Source organism: Burkholderia sp. Bp9016 (assembly GCF_003857765.1).
GTDB lineage: Bacteria > Pseudomonadota > Gammaproteobacteria > Burkholderiales > Burkholderiaceae > Burkholderia.
This window is the reverse complement of record NZ_QTPY01000011.1, coordinates 73069-96318: the sequence shown is the minus strand read 5'-3', so window position 1 is coordinate 96318 and position 23250 is coordinate 73069. Positions and strand designations below refer to the sequence as shown.

At 66.0% G+C, this 23250-nt stretch carries 24 protein-coding genes and 2 tRNA genes; 14 read left to right on the top strand and 12 right to left on the bottom strand.

Annotation, left to right across the window (positions count from 1 at the left end; genetic code table 11):
* Positions 1 to 289 precede the first annotated feature (289 nt).
* The 3 genes from DIE13_RS15435 to DIE13_RS15425 all read left to right on the top strand — a co-directional run bounded on the left by DIE13_RS15435 (position 290) and on the right by DIE13_RS15425 (position 4803).
* Positions 290 to 2599, top strand: a complete 2310-nt coding sequence (locus tag DIE13_RS15435; RefSeq protein WP_124827988.1) for a DNA translocase FtsK — start codon at positions 290 to 292, stop codon at positions 2597 to 2599.
* A gap of 46 nt (positions 2600 to 2645) precedes the next feature.
* On the top strand, positions 2646 to 3344 hold the full coding sequence (lolA, locus tag DIE13_RS15430) for an outer membrane lipoprotein chaperone LolA (protein WP_124827987.1): 699 nt from the start codon (positions 2646 to 2648) through the stop codon (positions 3342 to 3344).
* 148 nt (positions 3345 to 3492) lie between these two features.
* Positions 3493 to 4803, top strand: a complete 1311-nt coding sequence (locus tag DIE13_RS15425) for a replication-associated recombination protein A (RefSeq protein WP_124827986.1) — start codon at positions 3493 to 3495, stop codon at positions 4801 to 4803.
* 41 nt (positions 4804 to 4844) lie between these two features.
* On the opposite strand, the gene DIE13_RS15420 is transcribed toward DIE13_RS15425, so the two are convergent.
* Positions 4845 to 5111, bottom strand: a complete 267-nt coding sequence (locus DIE13_RS15420) for a DUF2164 domain-containing protein (protein ID WP_124827985.1) — start codon at positions 5109 to 5111, stop codon at positions 4845 to 4847.
* Between the two features lie 250 nt (positions 5112 to 5361).
* Between DIE13_RS15420 and serS the strand changes: the two genes are divergently transcribed.
* Together serS and DIE13_RS15410 are read left to right on the top strand one after the other, a co-directional pair.
* Positions 5362 to 6663, top strand: a complete 1302-nt coding sequence (gene serS / locus DIE13_RS15415; RefSeq protein WP_124827984.1) for a serine--tRNA ligase — start codon at positions 5362 to 5364, stop codon at positions 6661 to 6663.
* Positions 6664 to 6794: 131 nt separating this feature from the next.
* Positions 6795 to 6885, top strand: a tRNA-Ser gene (locus tag DIE13_RS15410).
* A gap of 84 nt (positions 6886 to 6969) precedes the next feature.
* Here DIE13_RS15410 and DIE13_RS15405 read toward each other — a convergent pair.
* A complete protein-coding gene (locus tag DIE13_RS15405) occupies positions 6970 to 8130 on the bottom strand; it encodes an alkane 1-monooxygenase (RefSeq protein ID WP_124827983.1) in 1161 nt (386 codons plus the stop codon).
* 527 nt (positions 8131 to 8657) lie between these two features.
* Between DIE13_RS15405 and DIE13_RS15400 the strand changes: the two genes are divergently transcribed.
* The 5 genes from DIE13_RS15400 to DIE13_RS15380 all read left to right on the top strand — a co-directional run bounded on the left by DIE13_RS15400 (position 8658) and on the right by DIE13_RS15380 (position 11949).
* On the top strand, positions 8658 to 9320 hold the full coding sequence (locus DIE13_RS15400; RefSeq protein ID WP_390678992.1) for a GNAT family N-acetyltransferase: 663 nt from the start codon (positions 8658 to 8660) through the stop codon (positions 9318 to 9320).
* A 152-nt stretch (positions 9321 to 9472) separates the two neighbouring features.
* On the top strand, positions 9473 to 10243 hold the full coding sequence (gene minC, locus DIE13_RS15395) for a septum site-determining protein MinC (RefSeq protein ID WP_124827982.1): 771 nt from the start codon (positions 9473 to 9475) through the stop codon (positions 10241 to 10243).
* 59 nt (positions 10244 to 10302) lie between these two features.
* Positions 10303 to 11118, top strand: a complete 816-nt coding sequence (minD, locus tag DIE13_RS15390; RefSeq protein ID WP_124827981.1) for a septum site-determining protein MinD — start codon at positions 10303 to 10305, stop codon at positions 11116 to 11118.
* 12 nt (positions 11119 to 11130) lie between these two features.
* On the top strand, positions 11131 to 11385 hold the full coding sequence (minE, locus tag DIE13_RS15385) for a cell division topological specificity factor MinE (RefSeq protein WP_006486661.1): 255 nt from the start codon (positions 11131 to 11133) through the stop codon (positions 11383 to 11385).
* A gap of 162 nt (positions 11386 to 11547) precedes the next feature.
* Positions 11548 to 11949: a YXWGXW repeat-containing protein gene (locus DIE13_RS15380; RefSeq protein WP_124827980.1), complete on the top strand. Its 402-nt coding sequence runs from the start codon at positions 11548 to 11550 to the stop codon at positions 11947 to 11949.
* Positions 11950 to 12065: 116 nt separating this feature from the next.
* Here the strand turns inward: DIE13_RS15380 and DIE13_RS15375 are convergent, their stop codons facing one another.
* Positions 12066 to 13547 carry a chloride channel protein gene (locus DIE13_RS15375; protein WP_124827979.1) on the bottom strand — a complete coding sequence of 494 codons (1482 nt, stop codon included), beginning with the start codon at positions 13545 to 13547 and terminating at the stop codon, positions 12066 to 12068.
* A 174-nt stretch (positions 13548 to 13721) separates the two neighbouring features.
* On the opposite strand from DIE13_RS15375, the gene waaC reads away from it, so the two are divergent.
* A complete protein-coding gene (waaC, locus tag DIE13_RS15370) occupies positions 13722 to 14720 on the top strand; it encodes a lipopolysaccharide heptosyltransferase I (protein WP_124827978.1) in 999 nt (332 codons plus the stop codon).
* An 18-nt stretch (positions 14721 to 14738) separates the two neighbouring features.
* Here the strand turns inward: waaC and DIE13_RS15365 are convergent, their stop codons facing one another.
* The 9 genes from DIE13_RS15365 to rph form a co-directional block, all read right to left on the bottom strand.
* Positions 14739 to 14918, bottom strand: coding sequence for a hypothetical protein (locus tag DIE13_RS15365; RefSeq protein ID WP_098549462.1), 180 nt, complete (start codon positions 14916 to 14918; stop codon positions 14739 to 14741).
* Between the two features lie 104 nt (positions 14919 to 15022).
* Positions 15023 to 16333: an MFS transporter gene (locus tag DIE13_RS15360; protein WP_124827977.1), complete on the bottom strand. Its 1311-nt coding sequence runs from the start codon at positions 16331 to 16333 to the stop codon at positions 15023 to 15025.
* Positions 16334 to 16623: 290 nt separating this feature from the next.
* A complete protein-coding gene (locus DIE13_RS15350; RefSeq protein ID WP_124827976.1) occupies positions 16624 to 17112 on the bottom strand; it encodes an energy transducer TonB in 489 nt (162 codons plus the stop codon).
* A gap of 207 nt (positions 17113 to 17319) precedes the next feature.
* Positions 17320 to 17613 (bottom strand): hypothetical protein, encoded by a 294-nt coding sequence (locus tag DIE13_RS15345; protein ID WP_124827975.1) that lies wholly within the window; start codon positions 17611 to 17613, stop codon positions 17320 to 17322.
* 158 nt (positions 17614 to 17771) lie between these two features.
* Positions 17772 to 18173 carry a hypothetical protein gene (locus DIE13_RS15340; protein ID WP_124827974.1) on the bottom strand — a complete coding sequence of 134 codons (402 nt, stop codon included), beginning with the start codon at positions 18171 to 18173 and terminating at the stop codon, positions 17772 to 17774.
* A 141-nt stretch (positions 18174 to 18314) separates the two neighbouring features.
* Positions 18315 to 18402 (bottom strand) — tRNA-Ser (locus tag DIE13_RS15335).
* A gap of 43 nt (positions 18403 to 18445) precedes the next feature.
* Positions 18446 to 19660: a radical SAM family heme chaperone HemW gene (gene hemW / locus DIE13_RS15330; RefSeq protein ID WP_124827973.1), complete on the bottom strand. Its 1215-nt coding sequence runs from the start codon at positions 19658 to 19660 to the stop codon at positions 18446 to 18448.
* Positions 19661 to 19694: 34 nt separating this feature from the next.
* The gene (gene rdgB, locus DIE13_RS15325) at positions 19695 to 20324 is read right to left on the bottom strand and encodes an RdgB/HAM1 family non-canonical purine NTP pyrophosphatase (RefSeq protein ID WP_124827972.1); all 630 of its coding nucleotides are present in this window, start codon (positions 20322 to 20324) and stop codon (positions 19695 to 19697) included.
* Positions 20317 to 21057 carry a ribonuclease PH gene (rph, locus tag DIE13_RS15320; RefSeq protein ID WP_124827971.1) on the bottom strand — a complete coding sequence of 247 codons (741 nt, stop codon included), beginning with the start codon at positions 21055 to 21057 and terminating at the stop codon, positions 20317 to 20319. The genes rdgB and rph overlap by 8 nt, the downstream gene beginning before the upstream one ends.
* Before the next feature lie 173 nt (positions 21058 to 21230).
* Between rph and DIE13_RS15315 the strand changes: the two genes are divergently transcribed.
* The 3 genes from DIE13_RS15315 (at position 21231) to rpoZ (ending at position 23188) form a co-directional block, all read left to right on the top strand.
* Positions 21231 to 22154 (top strand): YicC/YloC family endoribonuclease, encoded by a 924-nt coding sequence (locus DIE13_RS15315; RefSeq protein WP_096503655.1) that lies wholly within the window; start codon positions 21231 to 21233, stop codon positions 22152 to 22154.
* A gap of 88 nt (positions 22155 to 22242) precedes the next feature.
* A complete protein-coding gene (gene gmk, locus DIE13_RS15310) occupies positions 22243 to 22926 on the top strand; it encodes a guanylate kinase (protein WP_124827970.1) in 684 nt (227 codons plus the stop codon).
* Positions 22927 to 22984: 58 nt separating this feature from the next.
* The gene (rpoZ, locus tag DIE13_RS15305) at positions 22985 to 23188 is read left to right on the top strand and encodes a DNA-directed RNA polymerase subunit omega (RefSeq protein ID WP_044848533.1); all 204 of its coding nucleotides are present in this window, start codon (positions 22985 to 22987) and stop codon (positions 23186 to 23188) included.
* Positions 23189 to 23250 lie beyond the last annotated feature (62 nt).

Below are 23250 nucleotides of genomic sequence, written 5' to 3'. Positions count from 1 at the left end.
GGGTTGACCGGGATGCCGTCATAGATGGGTATCAGACGCGCATTATAAAGGCCTGGTTGCTGCGCTGCCGAACGAGAGTTTCAATCGTGACGATAGCGTTGTCCCGCCGGGCTGCGGGGCGGGCAGGCTGGAAGGCGCCGCGGCCGTTCGTCCGGCGTGCGCGGCCCCTGCTTCGGCACCCGGCCCCGCGATGTAACCGTCATTTACACTTGACGCACCGGTGCAGCGTTTACAATAAGCGGGATCGAACGACAGGCGGGCACGCAGCCCGTCCTCTTTATACGGATTCATGGCAAAAGCTCCTTATTCCGCCCAGGCACAGGCGTTGCCGCACCGGATGTCGAAGCTCCTCACGGAGATCCGCTGGATTCTCCAGGTCGCGCTCTGCGCCTTTCTGGTAATGGCCCTGTTGAGCTACAGCCGGCGCGATCCAAGCTGGACGCACGCAGCACAGGTGGACCACATCTCGAACTGGGCCGGGCGCGTCGGCGCGTGGACGGCCGACATCATCCTGCTGCTGTTCGGCCTGTCGGCCTACTGGCTGATCGTGCCGCTCGGGCGGCGCATCGCCGTCAACTACCGGCGCATCACGCGTCACGAGGCAGCCGCCGACGAGCCCGAGCGGCCGATCGGCTGGCTCACCGAAATCCTGTCGTTTGTGCTCGTCGTGCTCGCGTGCGACGGCATCGAGGCGATGCGGATGTGGTCGCTGAAGGTGCAACTGCCGCGCGCGCCGGGCGGCGTGATCGGCGAGGCCGTCGCGGGTGCGATGTCGCATGCGTTCGGGTTCACCGGCGGCACGCTGCTGCTGCTGATCCTGCTCGCGGTCGGCCTGTCACTGTATTTCCGCTTCTCGTGGCTGTCGGTCTCCGAGCGTGTCGGCGGCGCGATCCTGTCCGCCGTTACCGTCGCGAAGCTGCGCCGTGAGGCCGAGCGCGATCGCAAGCTGGGCGAAGCCGCGGCCGTGCGCCGTGAAGGCAAGGTCGAGGAAGAGCGCGTGCGCATCGAGGATCACGAACCGGTGACCATCGTGCCGCCGGTCGTCACGCCGGCGAAGTCCGAGCGCGTCGAGCGCGAGCGCCAGGTGCCGCTGTTTACCGACCTGCCGGGCGACTCGACGCTGCCGCCGGTGTCGCTGCTCGATCCCGCTCCGAAGACGCAGGAGGCGATTTCCGCCGACACGCTCGAATTCACGTCGCGCCTGATCGAGAAGAAGCTGAAGGACTTCGGTGTCGAGGCGAGCGTCGTGGCCGCATATCCGGGCCCGGTCGTCACGCGTTACGAGATCGAGCCGGCCACCGGCGTGAAGGGCAGCCAGATCGTGAACCTCGCGAAGGATCTCGCGCGGTCGCTGTCGCTCGTGTCGATTCGCGTGGTCGAGACGATCCCCGGCAAGAACTACATGGCGCTCGAGTTGCCGAACCAGCGTCGCCAGACGGTGCACCTGTCCGAGATCATCGGCTCGGAGGTCTATGCAGCGGCGGCGTCGGCGCTCACGCTGAGTCTCGGCAAGGACATCGGCGGCAAGCCGGTGTGCGCGGATCTCGCGAAGATGCCCCACCTGCTGGTGGCCGGCACGACCGGCTCGGGCAAGTCCGTCGGGATCAACGCGATGATCCTGTCGCTGCTGTACAAGGCGACCGCCGAGCAGGTGCGCCTGATCCTGATCGACCCGAAGATGCTCGAAATGAGCGTCTACGAAGGCATTCCGCACCTGCTGTGCCCGGTCGTCACCGACATGCGCCAGGCCGGCCATGCGCTGAACTGGACGGTCGCGGAGATGGAGCGCCGCTACAAGCTGATGAGCAAGCTCGGCGTGCGCAACCTCGCGGGCTACAACAACAAGATCGACGACGCGGCGAAGCGCGAGGAAAAGATTCCGAATCCGTTCAGCCTGACGCCGGACGACCCGGAACCGCTCGGCCGCCTGCCGAACATCGTCGTCGTGATCGACGAGCTGGCCGACCTGATGATGGTCGTCGGCAAGAAGGTCGAGGAGCTGATCGCGCGGATCGCGCAGAAGGCGCGTGCGGCCGGCATCCACCTGATCCTCGCGACCCAGCGTCCGTCGGTCGACGTGATCACGGGCCTGATCAAGGCGAACGTGCCGACGCGGATCGCGTTCCAGGTGTCGTCGAAGATCGACTCGCGCACGATCCTCGACCAGATGGGCGCCGAATCGCTGCTCGGGATGGGCGACATGCTGTTCCTGCCGCCCGGCTCGGGGCTGCCCGTGCGCGTGCACGGCGCGTTCGTTGCGGACGACGAAGTGCATCGCGTCGTCGAGAAGCTCAAGGAGCAGGGCGAGCCGAACTACGTCGAAGGTCTGCTGGAAGGCGGCACCGTCGACGGCGACGAGGGCTCGGCCGGCGCGGGAACCGGCGAAGGCGGCGACGAGTCTGATCCGCTGTACGACCAGGCGGTCGAGATCGTCATCAAGAATCGCCGCGCGTCGATATCGCTCGTGCAGCGCCATTTGCGGATCGGCTACAACCGCGCGGCTCGGCTGCTCGAGCAGATGGAACAGTCGGGGCTCGTGTCGGCGATGTCGTCGAGCGGCAACCGCGAAATTCTTGTGCCGGCGCGCGACGCGGAATGAGTCCGCGGCGCCTGCAGCGCCGGCCACCCACGGAGAAAACCGCATCATGCAGCAACTTTCGTTCGCCCCTTCCCTTCGTTCGACGCGGCGCTGGCTCGGCGCGGCGTTCGCCGGCGCATCGCTGATGCTTGCGGCGACGCACGCGTTCGCGGGCGGCACCGAGCAGCTGAAGGCCTTCGTGTCGCAGGTGCGTTCGGCAAAGGGCGATTTCACGCAGCAGATCGTCAAGGCGCCGAGCAAGGCCATGAGTGCCGCAAGCGCCGCGCAGGCCATGCCGAAGCCGACCGACAATTCGAGCGGCACGTTCGTGTTCTCGCGTCCGGGCAAGTTCATCTGGACGTACCAGAAGCCGTACCAGCAAGTACTGCAGGCCGACGGCGACAAGCTCTACGTGTACGACCGCGACCTGAACCAGGTCACCGAGCGCAAGCTGAACGGCGCACTGGGCGCGAGCCCGGCCGCGATCCTGTTCGGCAGCAACGATCTCGACAAGAACTACACGCTGCGCGATGCCGGCGAGAAGGGGGGCATCGAGTGGCTCGAGATGTTGCCGAAGGCGCAGGACACGCAGTTCCAGCGGATCGGCATCGGTTTTCGCAACGGCACGCTCGCCGCGATGGAACTGCACGACGTGTTCGGCAACGTCACGCTGCTGACGTTCACCAACATCCAGACGAATCCGCCGCTGAAGAGCGATACGTTCAAGTTCGTCGTGCCGAAGGGCGCCGACGTGATCACCGGCTGACCGGCACCGCGCCGTTCTGCTGACAAGGGCCTGCCGGCGACGGCAGGCCCTTGTCGCTTTCAGGCGCGGCGGCGGGTTCGCACGGCTGTCATAATGTCGGGTCCGGCGGCCCGTTCGGCCGCCATTGTTTGATGTGGAGCGAGGGTTCATGTCCGACCTGTTTCAAGTCGAGCCGCGCCGGCCGCTCGCCGAGGCGCTGCGGCCGAAGACGCTCGCCGAGGTGATCGGCCAGACGCATCTGCTGGGCGAAGGCAAGCCGCTGCGGCTCGCGTTCGAATCCGGCAAGCCGCATTCGATGATCCTGTGGGGGCCGCCCGGCGTCGGCAAGACGACGCTCGCGCGCCTCACCGCGCTCGCGTTCGACTGCGAGTTCATCGCGCTGTCCGCGGTGCTCGGCGGCGTGAAGGACATCCGCGAGGCGATGGAGCAGGCGAAGGACACGCTGAACCGCACCGGCCGCCATACGATCCTGTTCGTCGACGAAATCCACCGTTTCAACAAGGGGCAGCAGGATGCGTTGCTGCCGTTCGTCGAATCGGGGCTCGTGACCTTCATCGGCGCGACGACCGAGAACCCGAGCTTCGAGGTCAACTCGGCGCTGTTGTCGCGGGCGCAGGTCTATGTGCTGCGTTCGCTGAACGACGACGAGATGCGTCAGCTGCTCACGCGCGCGCAGGAAATCGCACTCGACGGCCTCGCGTTCGACGACAAGGCGATCGACACGCTCATCGGCTACGCGGACGGCGACGCACGCCGCTTCCTGAATCTGCTCGAGCAGGCGCAGACCGCCGCATCGTCCGCCCGCGTCACGACGATCGATGCCGAGTTCGTCAGCAGCGCGATGACGTTGAACGCGCGGCGCTTCGACAAGGGCGGCGACAATTTCTACGACCAGATCTCGGCGCTGCACAAGTCGGTGCGCGGGTCGAGCCCGGATGGCGCGCTGTACTGGTTCTGCCGGATGATCGACGGCGGAGCGGATCCGAAATATCTCGCGCGGCGGATCGTGCGGATGGCGTGGGAAGACATCGGTCTCGCCGACCCGCGCGCGCTGCAGATGGCGAACGACGCGGCCGCGACCTACGAGCGGCTGGGATCGCCCGAAGGCGAGCTGGCGCTCGGACAGGCAGTGATCTATCTCGCGTGTGCGGCAAAGAGCAACGCGGGCTACAACGCATTCAACCAGGCGATGGCGTTCGTGAAGCAGGACAAGTCGCGCGAGGTGCCCGTACATCTGCGCAATGCGCCGACCAAGCTGATGAAGGAGCTTGGCTACGGCCACGCGTACCGCTACGCGCACGACGAGCCGAACGCGTATGCGGCCGGCGAGACATATCTGCCGGAAGGCATGCGCGAGCCGCACTGGTACAAGCCGGTGCCGCGCGGGCTCGAGTCGAAGATCGCCGAGAAGCTCGCGTGGCTGCGCGAGCTCGACCGCGAGGCCGGCAAGAAGGGCTGACCGGCAGCGCAGGCCTGCGGCCGGCGCTGCCCGGGGTGCGTCTAGCGCTTGCGGCCCGGTTGTTTCTTCCAGTACTCGAACGGCTCCTCGTGGCATTCGATGTCCAGTTCCGCGACTCGTGCGTGCAGGCGCTCCTGCGCATCGGCGATCGCGAGGTTGTAGATCGCCGGTGCGATTTCCTCGACGAAGAAGTGCAGCAGTGCGCCGGCCTGGATGTTGCCGATCGGCTCGTCCATGTTTTCCGTGAAATAGCGTTGCAGCGACGCGATTGCGCGCTCGCGAACATCCTTGTCCAGTTCGATGGCCATCGTATTCCTCGGGTGACGGTGATACGAAAGCGGATGCGTTGCCCGCCGCACTGCGCCGGACCGGCGCGGCTGGTGCGCGCTTCGCGGTGGCGCCGCGCGATGCGATCCGCCGGCTGCCGACGCACAGGCCGACCACGCGATACTGCCACGCCGGTCGCCTGTTTGCGGCATTGTCCGTCCGGCCAGTGCCGTGGCAGCCCCGCGGTGCGTTAGAATTCCCGTCCTACACAACGATTTTCCAAGTCCTCCCATGCTCGACATCCAGTTGCTGCGCAAAGACCTCGACGGCGTCGCCAAGCGCCTCGCCGATCGCGGCTACACCCTCGACGTCGCCGCGTTCTCCGCTCTCGAAGCGGAACGCCGCGCGATCCAGACCCGTACCGAAGAGCTCCAGGCGCGCCGCAACAGCCTGTCGAAGCAGATCGGCGCGATGAAGGGGAAGGGCGAGGACACGTCGGCCGTGATGGCCGAAGTCGGCGGGATCGGCGACGAGATGAAGGCGGGCGAAGCCAAGCTCGGCGAAATCCAGACGCGCCTGTCCGACCTGATGCTGGGCATGCCGAACATCGCGCACGACAGCGTGCCGGTCGGCAAGGACGAGGCCGACAACGTCGAGGTGCGTCGCTGGGGCACGCCGCGCCAGTTCGACTTCGCGGTGAAGGATCACGTCGACGTCGGCACGCCGCTCGGCCTCGATTTCGAAACCGGCGCGAAGCTGGCCGGCGCGCGCTTCACGATGCTGCGCGGTGCGATCGCGCGTCTGCATCGCGCGCTCGCGCAGTTCATGATCGATACGCATACGCAGCAGCACGGCTACAGCGAGACGTATACGCCGTACATCGTGAATCCCGAGATCCTGTACGGCACGGGCCAGTTGCCGAAGTTCGCGGACGACATGTTCCGTGTCGAGAAGGGCGGCGCCGAGAACACGATCACGCAATACCTGATCTCCACGTCGGAAATTTCGCTGACGAACACCGTTCGCGAATCCATCGTCGAAGGCTCCGCGCTGCCGATCAAGCTCACCGCGCATTCGCCGTGCTTCCGCTCGGAAGCGGGCTCGTACGGCCGCGACACGCGCGGGATGATTCGCCAGCACCAGTTCGACAAGGTCGAAATGGTTCAGGTCGTCGCGCCGGACGCATCGTATGCAGCGCTCGACGAGATGGTCGGCCACGCGGAAGCGATCCTGCAGAAGCTCGGCCTGCCGTACCGCGTGATCACGCTGTGCACGGGCGACATGGGTTTTTCCGCCGCGAAGACGTTCGACCTCGAAGTGTGGCTGCCCGCGCAGAACACCTATCGCGAGATCTCGAGCTGCTCGAACACCGAGGCGTTCCAGGCGCGCCGGATGCAGGCGCGTTTCCGCAATGCGCAGGGCAAGCCGGAACTCGTGCACACGCTGAACGGTTCGGGCCTCGCGGTCGGCCGCACGCTCGTCGCGGTGCTGGAGAACTACCAGAACGCGGACGGTTCGGTCACGGTGCCGGAGGCGCTGCGTCCGTATATGGGCGGCATGGAGCGCATCGACGCGCCTGCACAGACGTCGTGAGATTGTCGAACGATCGGCTTTCGAGGGTCCGGCAAAAAAAATTGCAAAAAGGGCTTGTGAGTTTCAAAGAGATCGTTCTATAATCTTTTCTTTCCCGGACACGACCAGCCGGGAATTGAAGCAGCAAGGAAGGAGAGGTGGCAGAGTGGTCGAATGTACCTGACTCGAAATCAGGCGTACGGTTTCCCCGTACCGTGGGTTCGAATCCCACCCTCTCCGCCAAAATACGAAGCCCCGTGATTCGAAAGGATCACGGGGTTTTTCGTTTTGGTCGACCGGTGGAGCTGCGGCGCGTCGCAATTGTTCCTATGCCGCGGCCGGATACTGCGCGAGCACGCGCTCGCGGATCGACGGCTTGATGTTCGACTGTGCCATGTTGCCGCCGTAGTGCGCGACGACGCGCGGATTCATCACGCGATACCAGAGCGGCGGCACGTACGCGAACAGGATCATCGTCGCGTACCCGGCCGGCAGTTGCGGCGAATCGTCGAAGTGGCGCAACGCCTGGTACGAGCGCGTCGGATTCGCATGATGGTCGGCGTGCCGCTGCAACTGGTACAGGAACAGATTCGTGACGACGTGATTGCTGTTCCACGAATGCTGCGGCGTGCAGCGCTCGTAACGGCCGTTCGGCAGCTTGCGGCGGCCGAGGCCATAGTGCTCGACGTAATTGACGACTTCGAGCAGCGACGCGCCGTAGACGGCCTGGATCACGAGGAACGGGATCACGATCCTGCCGGCCATTGCGATCGCGACGGCCCACACGACGACGGTCATCGCCCAGGCGTGCAGTACCTCGTTGCGCCAGCTCCACGGCGAATGCCCGAGCCGCTCGAGTCGCGCCTTTTCGAGTTGCCACGCCGAGCGGATGCTGCCGGTCACCGTGCGCGGCAGGAACGCCCAGAACGATTCGCCGTAGCGCGCGCTTGCCGGATCCTCGGCCGTCGCGACGCGCACGTGATGGCCGCGGTTGTGTTCGACGAAGAAGTGCCCGTACGCGACGGGCGCGAGCGTGACCTTCGCGAGCCAGCGCTCGAAGCGGTTGGTCTTGTGGCCGAGTTCGTGCGCGGTATTGATCGAGATGCCCGTCGCGGCGCCGAGCGACAGCGCGAAGCCGACGTAGTCGTACCACGTGAGCGCATGCGTGCCGACGATCCACATGCACGTGAAAAACGCGACGTATTCGACGAGCGTCGCGAGGTAGACGATGAAGCGGTAGTAGCGTTCCCGCTCGAGCTGCGGAACGACGGTTTCGGGCGGGTTGTCCCGATCGTCGCCGATCAGCGTGTCGAGGACCGGAATCACGCCAAATGCGAACAGCGGCCCGAACCACCAGAACACGTGAAGTCCCGTCGCAAGCGCGAGCTGGGCCGCGAGGATCGGCAGCGTGATCGTCAGCGCGCCGAGGAGCCACAGGTAACGTTTGCCATCCGACCAGCTCAAGGCCGGTCCGTCCGTCATTGCCATTGTCTCCCTCCTTTGGACTGCCTCCGGCACGCAGGGGCGCCGGGCGGCCGCATCCATTTAGTCGTTCGAATCGTCGTCGGTGCGCGACGCTGCGCGCGGCCCCGGATCGGAAGTCCGGTTGTGCCAGTTATACGACCGTCACGCACGCTTTCCAAACTCCGACGCTAGGCGTGAAACTCCAAACGGCGGTCTGTGCGGGACGCAGGTGGGGAGGGGCCGACAGGGGGTGATTGAAACAGCCTGATACGAGCCGTATCGGCTCGCACGGCCTCGGCTCTGGTCTGATGAATGCGCGAGCCGGGTGCGCGAGTTTTCAGGCTTCGCGTATCGCAACGAATGTTGCAATGCAATAATCGACGCGCAGCAGCGCGTTGCGGAACCTCGCTACCCGATACATATATTACGAACCATTACGAGCCGCACGGCGAAATACCGGACGCTCGCCGCGAGAATGTCATGCACGACAAAGGCGAGCGAGGGGCATGTCCGGCATCGCACTTCGGACGCGCGCGCGTTGCAGCCGATCGATGTGCGAATGCTGCACCTGCACACCCGCGCATGCAGCGTTGCCTGCCGCCTTTCGATCCGCGCTGCCATTTGAAAATAACGATTTGACTCATGCCCCGCTTTCGGTTGAAGCTAATAACTTGCTGTCCGAAGGGGGCTGTGCCTGCATGAGTTCGACCTTGACCGTTCGTCGTATCGCTGCCGACCAGGGTGGCGTGTATCGCGAACTCCGCGCCGCATCGCTTCGTGAGCCCTATGCGCCCAGTGAAGCGCCGGAGGCCGAATTGCTGAACGTCGATTCCGACGCGGCGGCGGCCATCGCCGCGCTGCGCGCCGCATCCGACGAATCGACGACTTTCCTGCTTTACACCGAAGGCCATCCGGCCGGTATGATCGGCGCGTATTTCGACAATACGCCTGAGCGCCGCGCGTTCGTCAGCGAGCTGTGGGTCGCGCACGCAGTCCGCCACCTGCGCGGCGGCGTGCTGCTGCTCGAAACGGCTACTGGGTGGCTGGCCGAACGCGGTGCGCAGGACGTCTACGCATGGATCGCCGACGCGAACCGCAACGCGGTCCGCTTCTACGAGCGCGCGGGTTTCGGCAATACCGGCGAGCACGCGCCGATCGCGCGGATGCCCGGCGCGATGAAGTCGCTGTTCGTGTCGCGGGTCAACACACCCTGATGGATGAACATTCGGGCCGCCCGGCGCGATGAACGCCTCGCCGCGCGCCGGTCCGCCCGCCGGTGGTGTGCTCGCCCCCACCCAAGTCCCAAAAATAATGGCTGCACGCGTGGACGCCTGTAAAATACGCAAAAATTTTTTGCAGAGTGTCCATGTCGTTTAAAAAATCGCCATTCTTCGAGCTGCGCAGCGGATCGGTCGATACGTTGCTGTTCACCGTGAAGACGACCGATCTCGATGCGTTGCGTACCGAACTGGTCAAGCGCTTCGAAGCGACTCCAGAGTTTTTCGCCGATGATGTCGTCGCGATCGACGTCCGTCGCCTCGCGGACGGTGAACGCGTCGCGCTCGCCGACATCCGCAAGATGCTGAACGACGTGCGGATGCGCCCGGTGGGCGTCGTCGCACTGCCGACGCAAGGCTGGGCGGCAACTGCGGGCCTGCCGTTGCTCGAAGCGCGCGATCGCCGCGTGTCGGCCGCGAAACCGGCCGAGGAAGCGGAGCCGGTGCCCGTCGTCGAGGCGCCTGCTGCTGCGGCCGCAGCCGAAGCGACGTCCGAGCCTGCTCCGACGCCGATTCAGACCGGCGGCCAGACGCTGGTGATCGACCGGCCGCTGCGTTCGGGACAGCAGATTTACGCGAAAGGAGACCTCGTGGTGCTCGCGCCGGTCAGTCACGGCGCAGAGATCATCGCGGAAGGCAATATCCACATCTACGCGCCGTTGCGCGGCCGCGCACTCGCGGGCGTGCACGGCAATCACGACGCGCGCATTTTCTGCACGTGTCTCGAACCGGAACTGATTTCGATCGCGGGTATCTATCGAACAACCGAGAACCCGCTGCCCGCCGACGTACTGGGCAAATCGGTGCAGATCCGGCTCGAAGAGGAAAAACTGATGATCGAACCGCTGCGCCTGACGTGATTCACGCCGCACGCTCCGGATCGATCGGCTCTCATTGACGAACACAGGGTATTGGGTAAATGGCAAAAATCATCGTGGTGACTTCGGGCAAGGGCGGCGTGGGCAAGACGACGACGAGCGCGAGCTTCGCGTCCGGCCTTGCGCTGCGCGGCCACAAGACGGCCGTGATCGACTTCGACGTCGGCCTGCGCAACCTCGATCTCATCATGGGCTGCGAGCGCCGCGTCGTGTATGACCTCGTGAACGTGATCCAGGGCGAAGCGAACCTGAACCAGGCGCTGATCAAGGACAAGAAGTGCGAGAACCTGTTCATCCTGCCGGCGTCGCAGACGCGCGACAAAGATGCGCTCACGCGTGACGGCGTCGAGAAGGTGCTGAACGACCTGGTCGCGATGGACTTCGAATACATCATCTGCGACTCGCCGGCCGGTATCGAGGCAGGCGCGCTGCACGCGATGTACTTCGCGGACGAAGCGCTGATCGTGACGAACCCGGAAGTGTCGTCGGTGCGCGACTCGGACCGTATTCTCGGTATCCTGTCGTCGAAGACCAAGCGCGCGACCGAAGGCAAGGATCCGATCAAGGAACACTTGCTGATCACGCGTTACAGCCCGAAGCGCGTGAGCGAAGGCGAGATGCTGTCGCTCGAGGACATCAGCGAGATCCTGCGTATCAAGCTGATCGGCGTGGTGCCGGAATCGGAAGCCGTGCTGCATGCTTCGAATCAGGGTCTGCCGGCCGTGCATCTCGACGGCACCGATGTCGCCGAGGCGTACAAGGACATCGTTGCGCGCTTCGTCGGCGAAGACAAGCCGCTGCGTTTCACCGAATACCAGAAGCCGGGCCTGCTGCAGCGCCTCTTCGGCAGCAAGTAACGGAGGTCGCTCATGTCCATCCTTTCGTTTCTCCTTGGCGAGAAGAAGAAGTCCGCGTCGGTCGCGAAGGAGCGCCTGCAGCTCATCATCGCGCACGAGCGGGTCGGCGGCCGGCCGCCGGCCGATTACCTGCCCGCGCTGCAGAAGGAGCTGGTCGCGGTCATCTCGAAGTACGTCCATATTTCGAACGATGACATCCGCGTGAGCCTCGAGCGCCAGGACGATCTCGAAGTGCTCGAAGTCAAGATCGAGATCCCGCAAGCCTGACCCTTGCAGGTGTCCCACCGCACGGCGGCATGTGTGCCGTCGTGCGCGTCTTACGCCCTGTTGCACTTTCGGGCACGCCGTAACACGGCCCTTGTCGGCCGTCAGCCGTCCTCCCGCATTGAACGAATACGCTCGCGTCAATTGTTCAATCAGGAGGTTGTGATGGCTGTCTCTACTGTTCAACGTCGTATCGTTTCGCTCGCGCTGTTCGCCGCAGGCCTGTCAGCCGTCGCCGCACCGCTCGCCGCACGCGCGGACGAGATCATCGTCGGCGCGCCCGTGCGGGTGCAGTCGGCCCGGATGGTCGTCGCCGAGCCCGTGGCCCTGCGTACCGAGGAAGTCGTCGTCGTCGGGCCGAATGCGCCGCCGCCCGTGCGCTACGAGGTTGTGCCGGCTGCACGCGTCGGCTACGTGTGGGAGCGCGGCCACTGGCGCTGGGATCATGGCCGCTACGTATGGATCGGCGGCCACTGGGAAGCCGAGCGCGTCGGCATGCACTGGGTGCCGGGCCATTGGGATCAGCGCGGCCCGAACTGGTTCTGGACGCGTGGTCACTGGGCCTGACGGAGGCGTGCGATGAAACGAACCGCAATCGCCATCGCGCTCGTCGCGATCACGCTGGCCGGCTGCATCGTCGTGCCGGCTCGACCCGTCTACTATCGGCCGGCGCCGGTGGTGATCTACTGAGCGTCGCGCGGGCCCGGCTGTGCCGGGCCGTTCGCGGCGGACGCGGCCGGCTCGTCGACACTCTCGTCGCGCAACGTATCGAGCGGGTCGGCGGGCGCGGCGTCCGCATCCTGCGGCTCGGTGACGTTGCTCGCCGTCGCCGGCGCAGCAGCAGCGGTTGGCGCAGCGGCCGCTGGCGGTGCGAGATAGCGCTGCGCGAGCGTTTCGTAGAGCGGCGGCGCGAAGAAGCGCGCCACGCGGCTCGATACGAGCGCGGTTGCCATCAACGAAATCACGAGCGCGTGGCCGTTGATCATTTCCATTACGATCACGAACGACGTGATCGGCGACTGCGTGACCGCCGCGAGGTAGCCGACCATCGCGAGCGCGATCAACATCGGCAGGCCCATGTCGCCGAACACGAGGTGCAACAGGTTGCCGAAGCCGGCGCCGATCGACAGCGACGGTGCGAAGATCCCGCCCGGGATGCCCGGCAGGTACGACGCGACCATCGATACCATCTTCAGGAACGGATAGAACGCCGAAAGCTGTTCATGGCCGTCGAGCAGGCCGCGCGCTTCGGCATAGCCGCTGCCGAACGTCGTGCCGCCCGACACGAGGCCGACGACGGCGATCACGAAGCCGCACAGCGCCGCGAATGCGATCGGGCGCTCGCGGTACAGGTCTAGCAGGCGTGGGGGCAGCCAGCGTCCCGTATTGAGCAGCAGCCAGCTGAAGAGGCCGCCCGCGATTCCCGTGACGATCGCGGTGACGAGCACGGCAACGGCGAGCATCTTCGGAAAATGCTGGCCGGCGTCGATCGTGCCGAAGTACGTGTAGTTGCCGTTCAGGCCGAGCGCAACGACACCTGCGAGGATGATCGCGGTGATCAGCACGCCGCTTGCGCGCGCGGAGAAGCTGCGGGTCAGCTCTTCGATCGCGAACACGATCCCGGCCAGCGGCGTATTGAATGCCGCCGACAGGCCGGCGGCGGCGCCGGCGAGCACGAGCTGACGCTCGATCTGCGCATTGGAGCGCGGGTAGAAGCGCCTCAGGTTGAACATCAGCGCGGCACCGACCTGCACGGTCGGCCCTTCACGGCCGATCGTGAAGCCGCCGAGAATGCCCATGAACGAGATCAGCACCTTGCCGAACAGGATGCGCAACGTCAGCAGGCGTGCGCCGAACGCGCTGGGGCGCGCATGCAGCGTCGCGATGACCTGCGGGATGCCGCTGCCCTCTGCACCGCGAAAGAAGCGGCGCGTGAGCCATGCCGACGCAGCGGCGATCGATGGCGTCAATACCAGCGGCAGCCATGCGGCGTGGTCGCGCATCGTGCGGAACATGTCGTAGCCCCAGTCGATCAGCCGCGCGTAGAGCACGGCCGCGAGACCCACGGCGATCGCGCCGAGCCAGAAGACGCCGTACTGGCGCCAGATCCGCACCGAGCGGCGGGTGAGAGCGGGAAACAGGGTAGGAAGGGCGGGGCGGGGCATCGGCGACGGGCCGGCGGGCAAAAAGTGCATTATAAAAAGAACCGGATGCGTATGGGGCTCGACAATCTTTCACGAAAACGACGCACTTTGTTGCAAATGTAATGGGGATGAAATGCCTTTGGGTAAGCGCCGTCGTTAGCATGCCGAAATGCCATGCTCCTCCCCACAGGAAACGTGAAACGCATCCTTATCGTGAAAGTGACGTCGCTCGGCGATGTCGTCCAGACGCTGCCGGTCGTCGCGGACCTCCATCGGGCCTTTCCAGGCGTGACGGTCGATTGGGCCGTGGACGAGTCGTGCGCCGAAGTCGTGCGCTGGCACCCGGGCGTGAGCCACGTGCTCTGTGCGCCGCTGCGGCAGTTCAAGAAGTGCCGCAGCCGCGGCGATCTGAAGGCGATTTCGGCATCGATCGGGGCGCTGCGCGCGCACCGGTACGACGCGGTCATCGATCTGCACGGCGTTTACAAGAGCGCGATCATTTCGGCGTTCGCACGGGCCGCACGCCGGGTCGGGTATCAGACGCAGGACCTCGGCGAGACGGGCGCGCGTTTCGCGTATTCGCATCGCTTCGGCCCGCGCCCGAACTGCGACGCGTGGCACGGCATGCGTGTCAGCGCCGGCGAGGCGCTGGGATATGTCCCCGAAGGCATCGCCGCATACGGCATCGTTGCGCCGCAGGACGCGAGCCTGCCGGCCGCCGTGACCGACGGCGCGCCGTTCATGCTGCTGTTTCATGCGACGTCCAATCCGGACAAGAAATGGCCGCGGGATCATTGGGCCGCGCTGGCCATGCAGATGATGGCGCGCGGCGTGCGCGTGCTGGTGCCGTGGGGCTCGGCCGCCGAACACGACGACGCCCAGGACATCGTCGCACGTGCCCCGGGCGCGGTCGTGCTGCCCGCGATGTCGGTGCGCGAACTGGGCGCGGCGATCGGCCGGGCCGCGCTCGTGGTGGGGGTCGATACCGGATTCGTGCATATGGCGCACGCGCTGCAGCGGCCGACCGTGATGATTTTCGTCGCGACGTCTCGCCACCACTGCGGCATCGGCGGCGCGCCGAATGCGCTGTCGATCGGCGAACCAGGCACGGTGCCGTCCGTTGCGCAGGCGCTGGACGCAATCGATGCGGTCGGTCCGGCCTACGGGGTGCGCCCCGTCGCGCTGACGGCCTGACGAAACCGCAGTGCCGGTTCAGGCCAGCAGCACCTCGACCGTGATGACCGCGGCGATGGCGGCCACGTTCGCCAGCAGTGCCTCGAACAGCAGGCCGCGCCAGGTTTTCGGCCGGAAGCGCAGCGCAAGCAACAGCGCGCCACCCAGCGCGAGCGCGAGGATCAGGACGAGGTCGGCGTTGTCGAGGCGGATATTCATCGCGGCGACTCCTTTGGGAAGGGATCCAGGGGGCGCATGGCAGCGGCCCCTGGATCGAGTATAAGCAGCGCCGGCCGCCGCACAACCCGGGGCGTCCCCGACGCTCAGACCAGCGACGAGTCGCGGGTTTCGCGCATCAGCAGCACGCCGATCAGGCTGATTGCTGCCGCCACCGACACGTAGCCGCCCACCCACGACAATCCGCCGCGCGCGGCCAGCAGTTGCGCGATGTACGGCGCGATCGACGCGCCGAGGATCCCGCCGAGGTTGTACGCGACGCCCGCGCCCGTATAGCGGACGTTGGTCGGGAACAGTTCCGGCAGCAGCGCGCCCATCGGCGCGAACGTCACGCCCATCAGGAACAACTCCAGCGTCAGGAACAGCGCGACGAGCGGCATCGAGCCGCTGCCGAGCAGCGGTTCCATCGCGAAACCGGACAGCAGCGCGGCGATTGCACCCGCCACCAGCACCGGCTTGCGGCCGAAGCGGTCGGAGGCCCAGGCCGACAGCGGCGTCGCGAGTCCCATGAACACGACGGCGAGACACAGCAGGCCGAGGAAGCTCTGGCGCGGAATATGCAGCGCAGAGACGCCGTACGACAGCGAGAACACTGTCGAGATATAGAACAGCGTGTAGCAGACGACCATCGCGAGCGCGCCGAGCAGCGTCGGCTGCCAGTGTTGCGAGATGAGCGTCGCGACCGGCACGCGTACGCGTTCGTTGCGATCGAGCGCGGCCTGGAAGGCGGGCGTCTCGGTGATCTTCAGCCGCACGTACAGGCCCAGCGCGACGAGCACCGCGCTGACGAGGAACGGGATGCGCCAGCCCCAGTTGCGGAATTGATCGTCGGACAACGACAGCGCGAGCGCGAAGAACAGCCCGTTCGACATCAGGAAGCCGACCGACGGCCCCAGTTGCGGGAACATGCCGAACCAGCCGCGCTTGCCTTGCGGCGCGTGCTCGGTCGCGAGCAGCGCCGCGCCGCCCCATTCGCCGCCGAGGCCGATCCCCTGGCCGAAGCGCAACACGCACAGCAGCACCGGTGCGAGCGCGCCGATCGTGTCGTAGCCCGGCACGAAGCCGATCGCGGTGGTCGATACGCCCATCACCAGCAGCGATGCGACGAGCGTCGATTTGCGGCCGATGCGGTCGCCGAAGTGGCCGAACAGGAACGAGCCGATCGGTCGCGCGACGAACGCGATGCCGAACGTGACGAACGCCGACAGTGCCTGCGCGGTCGCGGAACCGTGCGGGAAGAACACGGGGCCGATGACGAGTGCCGCAGCGGTTGCGTAGACGTAGAAATCGTAGAACTCGATCGCGGTGCCGATGAAGCTCGCGAACACGATGCGCCGGTGGCTGACGGCGCCGGCCGAACCGGTTGCGTGCGCAACGGTCGGGGGGGATGCGGACATGGAAGTCTCCGTTTTGTCGTTGGGGCGGTCGGCTGATGCGCTCGAGCAGGCGGAGCGCCCGCCGGGAGCAGCCGAACGGATGAAGCGGTGGCGGCGTGGACGCGCGCCGTGGCGCGGACGTCACCCGCCGGTTGACGATGGAGACGGATAGGTCGCCCCGCCCGGTGCCGGCGTGGTCGGTTCGCTTGCCGGGTGCGGCGTGCGAACGCGCGCGCGGCAGGATGGCCGCGCGATTGCGCAAAATTATAGCCAGCGCCGCTGCATAGCGGCAATCGTGGGCGGGCGAGGGGTCAGTCGAGCGACTGCGCCTGCGCCGACGCCGTACTCTGCAACTGGAACCGGCCGTCGTCGTTGAAGAGCCAGCCTTCCATCATCTCGATCCGGCCGTTGCCGTCGAGCAGTTTCGACGGCGGTGGCGGCAGCGGTGCCGAGCGTCGCAGCGATGCGAGCGCGAGCGCTTCGGCTTCGCTGTCGCCATTGCTGCGATAGACGGACGCGTTGACGAGGCGGCCGCTTCGGTCGACGGTGAACGAGACGACGACGAGCGAGCGCAGCATTGCCTGTGGCGTCCCGTGCGACATGCCGGACGGATTGCGCTCGGCGACGCGCTGCGCGACTTCCACGCGATACTGGTCGATGCTCGCGCTGCGGGTAACCGACGGGATCGTCAGGATCGAGTGCAGCGATGGCGGTGTAATCGTGCAAGCGGCAAGCATGGCTGCGGCGACCAGGACGGCGACACGCGGCCGGTCGATGTTCGGACGGGGAAGTGGGCGCATGGGACGATCGCCGGCGGGTGACTATAAAAAAATGATAGGCGCGCGGACGCTGCGCGATATCGGGAGAAACGCATAACGCCCGACGGGTAACGTCGCGATCGCTGATGACGACGCTGCCCGGCGCAGCCGGCGTGCGCGGGAATGTGATGCGACATATGACGATGCGGGCCGACGCGCACCGTCGATGCATACATGCGGTCGGCCCCGTCAGTAGCCGTGCGTCACGAGTGCGAGCACCGACAGGTCGGGATGCGTGCCGTCGATGATGCTCTTGCCGAGGTGCACGGCTTCGTGGACAGCTTCGTCGATGCTCGCGAAGCTTTCCTCGCCGTCCGCGTGGAACGGCACCGCATGCCCGGGCAGCGCGGGATTCGCGCCCGGATGGCATACGTAGCCGGTGTAGGTGTAGCGCGTGTCGCTGCCGGGGGCTGTGCCCGGCGTGACATGAATCTCGAAACCTTCGTAATCGACGTGTTCCGTCGGGGTCGACAGTTCGGTCATGGCGATCTCCGTGTGCCGCATGCACGGATGGCGCGAGCGGCATCGAGTACGCGGCGGCGGTCGTGTCGCCGTGCTGATCGAATTCTAGGCGATGGCGGCGCGGCCCGTGAGGCTTGCGCGCATCGCCTGCGGCAACGCCGAGCGTGCCGTGTCGTGCCTTACCGCGTGCAGCGTGCGTCCTTGCGCTGCACGACAAGGATCACGGGATACTTCTCGCCGTGATCGAGCTCCACCGGTGCGACGACGGTGAGCGTCGTCGGATCGGAATCGTCGTACACGCTGACCTGTTCATTGCGGATATAGGTCACGCCGGTGCAGTTCGACGCGCGCCCGTCATCCGACACCTTGCACTGGATCTCGTTGTCTTTCAGGTAGTTGTACGGCGCCGAGCTCGCGAGGTATTCGCGCAGGCTGCGCGGCGAGCCGCCGACGCCCTTCACGTACGCGATCGCGCACGACGGCGTTTGCGCGTCGCTGGCGGCCGCAGTATCGGCCGCGGTCGCATGCATGCTCGCGGCAGCCAGCAGGGCGACGAGCGACGAGGCGATGTAGGACTTCATGGCGGGGTTTCCCGTTTCGCGAATCGGAGCGCCGAATTGTAACGGCATCCGGCGGGGCGCGTCGGAACGCAGGGGGAGGGATGCGCGCGGGCAAACAAAAACCCCGTCATTCGATGAATGGACGGGGTTTGGCGAACTGCTTGGCGGAAGCGGTGAGATTCGAACTCACGGACAGTTTCCCGTCGCCGGTTTTCAAGACCGGTGCCTTAAACCGCTCGGCCACGCTTCCACACGAGGCGGCATTGTAACCGAAATGCCGCCTCGTTTTTTCTTCAATCGTCGCGCAGGAACAATTCCTGCAGGTCGTTGAGGAAACGCTGGCCGAGCGGGGTCGGTGCGATCTGCGCGAAATCGCGCGTGATCAGCCCGCGTCGTTCCGCTTCCTGCAGCGCCGGCTCGATCGTGCCGACCGGCAACCCGGTGCGCTCGACGAAGCTGTGGACGGGGAAGCCCTCGACGAGCCGCAGCGTGTTCAGCATGAACTCGAACGGCAGGTCGCGTGCGCCCACCTCACGCTCTTCCTGCACCGGCGTGCCGGCCATCGCCTGTTCGATGAAAGTCGCCGGATGCTTGTAGCGTGCCTGCCGCAGGATCCGGTTCGGGAACGACAGCTTCGTGTGCGCGCCCGCGCCGATCCCGAGATAGTCGCCGAAGCGCCAGTAGTTCAGGTTGTGCTTGCACTGATGATTCGGCTTCGCGTAAGCGGACACCTCGTAGCGTTCATAGCCGGCCTCCGCCGTGCGCGCATGGATCCACTCCTGCATGTCGGCCGATGCGTCGTCGTCGGGCACGGTCGGCGGAAACTTCGCGAACAGCGTGTTCGGTTCGAGCGTCAGGTGATACAGCGACAGATGCGACGGCGCGAACGACAGCGCGGTCTCGATGTCGGTCCGGCACTCGTCGAGCGTCTGGTCCGGCAGCGCGAACATCAGGTCGAGGTTGAAGTTGTCGAACGTCTTCGCGGCGATCTCGACGGCCGCGCGCGCCTGCGCGGTGTCGTGAATGCGGCCGAGCGCCTTCAGATGGGCCTCGTTGAAGCTCTGGATGCCGACCGACAGGCGGTTCACGCCGCTCGCGCGGAACTGCGCGAACTTCGCGGCTTCGAACGTGCCCGGGTTCGCCTCGAGCGTGATCTCGGCGTCGGCATCGAGCGGCAGCAGCGCGCGCACGTCCGACAGCAGTCGGTCGAGGCCGGCGGCCGACAGCAGGCTCGGGGTCCCGCCGCCGATGAACACCGTGTGCACCTGCCGCCCCCAGACGAGCGGCAGCGCCTGCTCGAGGTCGGCGCGCAGCGCGTCGAGATACTCGGTTTCCGGAAACCGCTCGCCTTTCCATTCGTGCGAGTTGAAGTCGCAGTATGGGCACTTGCGCACGCACCACGGGAAATGCACGTACAGCGCGAGCGGCGGTAGCGACGTGAGCCGCACCTGCCCGGGCGACGTGAATGTCGCGACGACGCGCGCGCCGGTTTCTGCGGCCTGGCTCATGCGGCCTCCGGCAGCGAATGCGTGACGAAGACGGTCATGCTGGTTCCTCTGCGAGCCGCGCGAGCAGCGCCTTCAGCGCGAGCGCGCGGTGGCTGTGCGTGTTCTTGACGGCAGGCTCGAGTTCGGCCGCCGTCGCGCCGAGCGCCGGCAGGTAGAAATACGGGTCGTAGCCGAATCCGTGTTCGCCGTGCGGCGTGTCGACGATCTCGCCCGTCCAGCGCCCTTCGGCGAACAGCGGCTCGGGATCGTCCACGTGGCGCACGAGCGCGAGCACGCAGCAATAGTATGCGCGTCGATCCTCGACGCCGCGCAACTGCTCGACGAGGTACGCATTGTTCGCCGCGTCGCCCTTGTCGCGGCCCGCGCGCTGCGCGTAGCGTGCCGAATAGACGCCCGGTGCGCCGCGCAGCGCACGCACGCACAGGCCCGAATCGTCGGCGATCGCCGGCAGGCCGGTGAGGCGCGACGCATGGCGCGCTTTCGTCAGCGCATTCTCGATGAACGTGCCGAACGGCTCTTCCGCCTCGGGCACGGCCAGGTCGCCCTGCGGCACGATCTCGATGCCGACCGTCGAGAACAGCGCTGTGAATTCGCGCAGCTTGCCGGCGTTGTTCGACGCGAGCACGATGCGCGACAACGGCGCGACGGTGCGATCGTCAGACATGGGCGGCGCCCAGCACGTCTTTCTGCAGCTGCACGAGCTGGCCGATTCCGCCTTGCGCGAGGTCGAGCAGCGCGTTCATCTCGGCGCGCGAGAATGGCACGCCTTCGGCGGTGCCCTGGACTTCGACGAAGCCGCCGGCGCCCGTCATCACGACGTTCATGTCGGTGTCGCAGCGCGAATCTTCCGCGTAATCGAGATCGAGCACGGGGGCGCCTTCGTACACGCCGACCGAAATCGCGGCGACGTGGTCGGTGATTGGCGAGCGCGCGAGCTTGCCGGCGGCGATCAGCTTCGACACGGCGTCGTGCGCGGCGACGAACGCGCCGGTGATGCTCGCCGTGCGCGTGCCGCCGTCGGCCTGGATCACGTCGCAGTCGATGTGGATCGTGCGCGGGCCGAGCGCTTCCAGATCGAACACCGCGCGCAGCGCGCGGCCGATCAGGCGCTGAATTTCCTGCGTACGGCCCGTCTGCTTGCCGCGCGCGGCTTCGCGGTCGCTGCGCGTGTGCGTCGCGCGCGGCAGCATCCCGTATTCCGCCGTCAGCCAGCCTTGCCCGCGATCGCGCAGGAATTCGGGCACGCGCTCGGCGACGCTCGCGGTGCAGATCACCTTGGTGTCGCCGAATTCGACCAGCACGGAGCCTTCGGCGTGTTTCGTGTAATGGCGCGTGAGGGCGACCTTGCGCAGTTCGTCGGCGCGACGGCCGCTCGGGCGGGAAAGGGAAGACGTCATGGGGAAATGGTGGACGGAGGAGGAAACCCCGATTCTAGCGCCGAACGGCATCCGTGCCCGGCGGGGTGGAGCGCAAAAATGGGATAATGCGCGCTTCCCGCCCCGCGCCTTGCGACGCGCCGGGCGCCTCGACATATTCCGCCCGCAAGGGCATCCAGACGGCGAGACGAACCATGATCTACAGCATGACGGGCTATGCGAGCGCGACGCGCGAACTCGTGACGGCTACCGGCAACGGCGGCACCAGCGTGTCGGTCGAACTGCGTACCGTGAACTCGCGCTTCCTCGACCTGAATTTCCGCATGCCGGACGACGTGCGCGCGTGCGAGCCCGCGCTGCGCGAAATGCTGATGAACAAGCTGTCGCGCGGCAAGGTCGACGTGCGCATCAACCTGCAGCGCGGCGAGCAGAGCATCGGCGCGGGTGCGCTGAACCAGTCGGCGCTCGGCCAGCTCGCCGAGCTCGAGCGCTCGGTGCTCGATTCGTTCCCGGGCGTCGGCCGCCTGCGCGCAGGCGAGATCCTGCGCTGGCCGGGCGTGCTCGCCGAGAGCGGCGTGTCGGCGGAAGCGATCCGCGACGCGGTGCTCGCGTGCGGCAAGGAAGCGATCGGCGAGCTCGTCGTCGTGCGTTCGCGCGAAGGCGCGCAACTGGCGACGATGCTGCTGTCGAACGTCACCGAAATGGAAGCGATCGTCGCGCGCATCACGCCGCTCGTGCCGGAACTGATCGCGAAGCATCAGCAGAAGATCGTCGAGCGGCTGCAGGAAGCGCTCGGCATCGCGGCACCCGAAGGCAGCGCGCCGATCGTCACGCGTGAGGAAGCCGCGGAACGCATTCGTCAGGAAGTGACGATGTACGGCATCCGGATCGACATCGCGGAAGAGCTGTCGCGACTCACCGCGCACCTGAACGAAACGCGTCACGTGATCGAGAAGGGCGGCCGCGTCGGCAAGCGTCTCGACTTCATGATGCAGGAACTGAATCGCGAAGCAAACACGCTCGGCTCGAAGGCGGCGGCGAAGGAACTGGCCGACGCATCGATGGCGCTCAAGCTGTTGATCGAGCAGATGCGTGAGCAAGTGCAAAACCTGGAGTAAAAGAGATGCAACAACCCCCACGCTCACTACGTTCGCTGCCCTCCGAGGGGGCGGTCGGCCTCCTTGGGACGGCCCGGCGGAGGCTGACATGACCGAATCCACTCGCGACGCGTACGCGTCGCATTCGCTGCACAGCGGCGTCTATCCCGGCAACCTGTTCATGGTCATCGCACCGTCGGGCGCCGGCAAGTCGACGCTCGTGAACGCGCTGTTGTCGAAGGACAGCGACATCTGCCTGTCGATTTCGTACACGACGCGCAAGCCGCGCCCGGGCGAGCAGGACGGCCAGCACTATCATTTCACGACCGTCGAGGATTTCCGCGCCCGTCACGCCGCGCACGAATTCCTGGAAAGCGCGGAAGTGCATGGCAACTACTACGGCACGTCGCGCGTCTGGATCGAAGAGCAGATGATGAACGGCCACGACGTGCTGCTCGAGATCGACTGGCAGGGCGCGCAGCAGGTGAAGAAGCAGTTCCGCAACGCGGTCGGCATCTTCATTCTGCCGCCGTCGCTCGATGCGCTCGAGGAGCGTCTGAAGAAGCGCGGCCAGGACGAACCGAACGTGATCACGCGACGCCTGCTCGCCGCAGGCAGCGAGATAGCGCACGCATCCGAAGCGGAATACGTCGTGATCAACGAGAATTTCGATCGCGCGCTGTCCGAGCTCGAGTGCATCGTTGCGGCGACGCGCCTGCGCTTTGCTTCGCAGTACGCGCGACACACGGAGCTGTTCATCGAGCTCGGTATCCATCTGCCCCACGCGGAATGACGCGGGGGCAGAGGGACATAAGGTAGAATAAGGACTATATTCAGAAGGAATTACCAACATGGCTCGCATTACCGTCGAAGACTGCCTGAAGCAAATCCCCAATCGCTTCGAACTGGCGCTTGCCGCCACCTACCGCGCGCGGCAGCTCGCGCAAGGCCATACGCCGAAGATCGAAAGCCGCGACAAGCCGACCGTCGTCGCGCTGCGCGAGATCGCGTCCGGCCAGGTCGGTGTGGAAATGCTGAAGAAGGTGCCGGTGTAACGCGCATCCGGCCCGTTCCAGCCATGTAATCCACGCGCGCAACGACTCGACCTGGAGGCGAA

What these genes read in the sequence shown, in the direction of transcription:
- rpoZ (WP_044848533.1), top strand. Translation starts at nt 22,985, where the DNA reads ATGGCTCGCATTACCGTCGAAGACTGCCTGAAGCAAATCCCCAATCGC.
- DIE13_RS15340 (WP_124827974.1), bottom strand. Translation starts at nt 18,173, where the DNA reads ATGAAGTCCTACATCGCCTCGTCGCTCGTCGCCCTGCTGGCTGCCGCG.
- lolA (WP_124827987.1), top strand. Translation starts at nt 2,646, where the DNA reads ATGCAGCAACTTTCGTTCGCCCCTTCCCTTCGTTCGACGCGGCGCTGG.
- gmk (WP_124827970.1), top strand. Translation starts at nt 22,243, where the DNA reads ATGACCGAATCCACTCGCGACGCGTACGCGTCGCATTCGCTGCACAGC.
- DIE13_RS15365 (WP_098549462.1), bottom strand. Translation starts at nt 14,918, where the DNA reads ATGAATATCCGCCTCGACAACGCCGACCTCGTCCTGATCCTCGCGCTC.
- DIE13_RS15435 (WP_124827988.1), top strand. Translation starts at nt 290, where the DNA reads ATGGCAAAAGCTCCTTATTCCGCCCAGGCACAGGCGTTGCCGCACCGG.
- rdgB (WP_124827972.1), bottom strand. Translation starts at nt 20,324, where the DNA reads ATGTCTGACGATCGCACCGTCGCGCCGTTGTCGCGCATCGTGCTCGCG.
- minE (WP_006486661.1), top strand. Translation starts at nt 11,131, where the DNA reads ATGTCCATCCTTTCGTTTCTCCTTGGCGAGAAGAAGAAGTCCGCGTCG.
- minD (WP_124827981.1), top strand. Translation starts at nt 10,303, where the DNA reads ATGGCAAAAATCATCGTGGTGACTTCGGGCAAGGGCGGCGTGGGCAAG.
- DIE13_RS15380 (WP_124827980.1), top strand. Translation starts at nt 11,548, where the DNA reads ATGGCTGTCTCTACTGTTCAACGTCGTATCGTTTCGCTCGCGCTGTTC.
- DIE13_RS15360 (WP_124827977.1), bottom strand. Translation starts at nt 16,333, where the DNA reads ATGTCCGCATCCCCCCCGACCGTTGCGCACGCAACCGGTTCGGCCGGC.
- DIE13_RS15315 (WP_096503655.1), top strand. Translation starts at nt 21,231, where the DNA reads ATGATCTACAGCATGACGGGCTATGCGAGCGCGACGCGCGAACTCGTG.
- hemW (WP_124827973.1), bottom strand. Translation starts at nt 19,660, where the DNA reads ATGAGCCAGGCCGCAGAAACCGGCGCGCGCGTCGTCGCGACATTCACG.
- DIE13_RS15400 (WP_390678992.1), top strand. Translation starts at nt 8,658, where the DNA reads ATGTGCGAATGCTGCACCTGCACACCCGCGCATGCAGCGTTGCCTGCC.
- rph (WP_124827971.1), bottom strand. Translation starts at nt 21,057, where the DNA reads ATGACGTCTTCCCTTTCCCGCCCGAGCGGCCGTCGCGCCGACGAACTG.
- DIE13_RS15345 (WP_124827975.1), bottom strand. Translation starts at nt 17,613, where the DNA reads ATGACCGAACTGTCGACCCCGACGGAACACGTCGATTACGAAGGTTTC.
- DIE13_RS15350 (WP_124827976.1), bottom strand. Translation starts at nt 17,112, where the DNA reads ATGCGCCCACTTCCCCGTCCGAACATCGACCGGCCGCGTGTCGCCGTC.
- DIE13_RS15375 (WP_124827979.1), bottom strand. Translation starts at nt 13,547, where the DNA reads ATGCCCCGCCCCGCCCTTCCTACCCTGTTTCCCGCTCTCACCCGCCGC.
- DIE13_RS15425 (WP_124827986.1), top strand. Translation starts at nt 3,493, where the DNA reads ATGTCCGACCTGTTTCAAGTCGAGCCGCGCCGGCCGCTCGCCGAGGCG.
- DIE13_RS15405 (WP_124827983.1), bottom strand. Translation starts at nt 8,130, where the DNA reads ATGGCAATGACGGACGGACCGGCCTTGAGCTGGTCGGATGGCAAACGT.
- serS (WP_124827984.1), top strand. Translation starts at nt 5,362, where the DNA reads ATGCTCGACATCCAGTTGCTGCGCAAAGACCTCGACGGCGTCGCCAAG.
- minC (WP_124827982.1), top strand. Translation starts at nt 9,473, where the DNA reads ATGTCGTTTAAAAAATCGCCATTCTTCGAGCTGCGCAGCGGATCGGTC.
- DIE13_RS15420 (WP_124827985.1), bottom strand. Translation starts at nt 5,111, where the DNA reads ATGGCCATCGAACTGGACAAGGATGTTCGCGAGCGCGCAATCGCGTCG.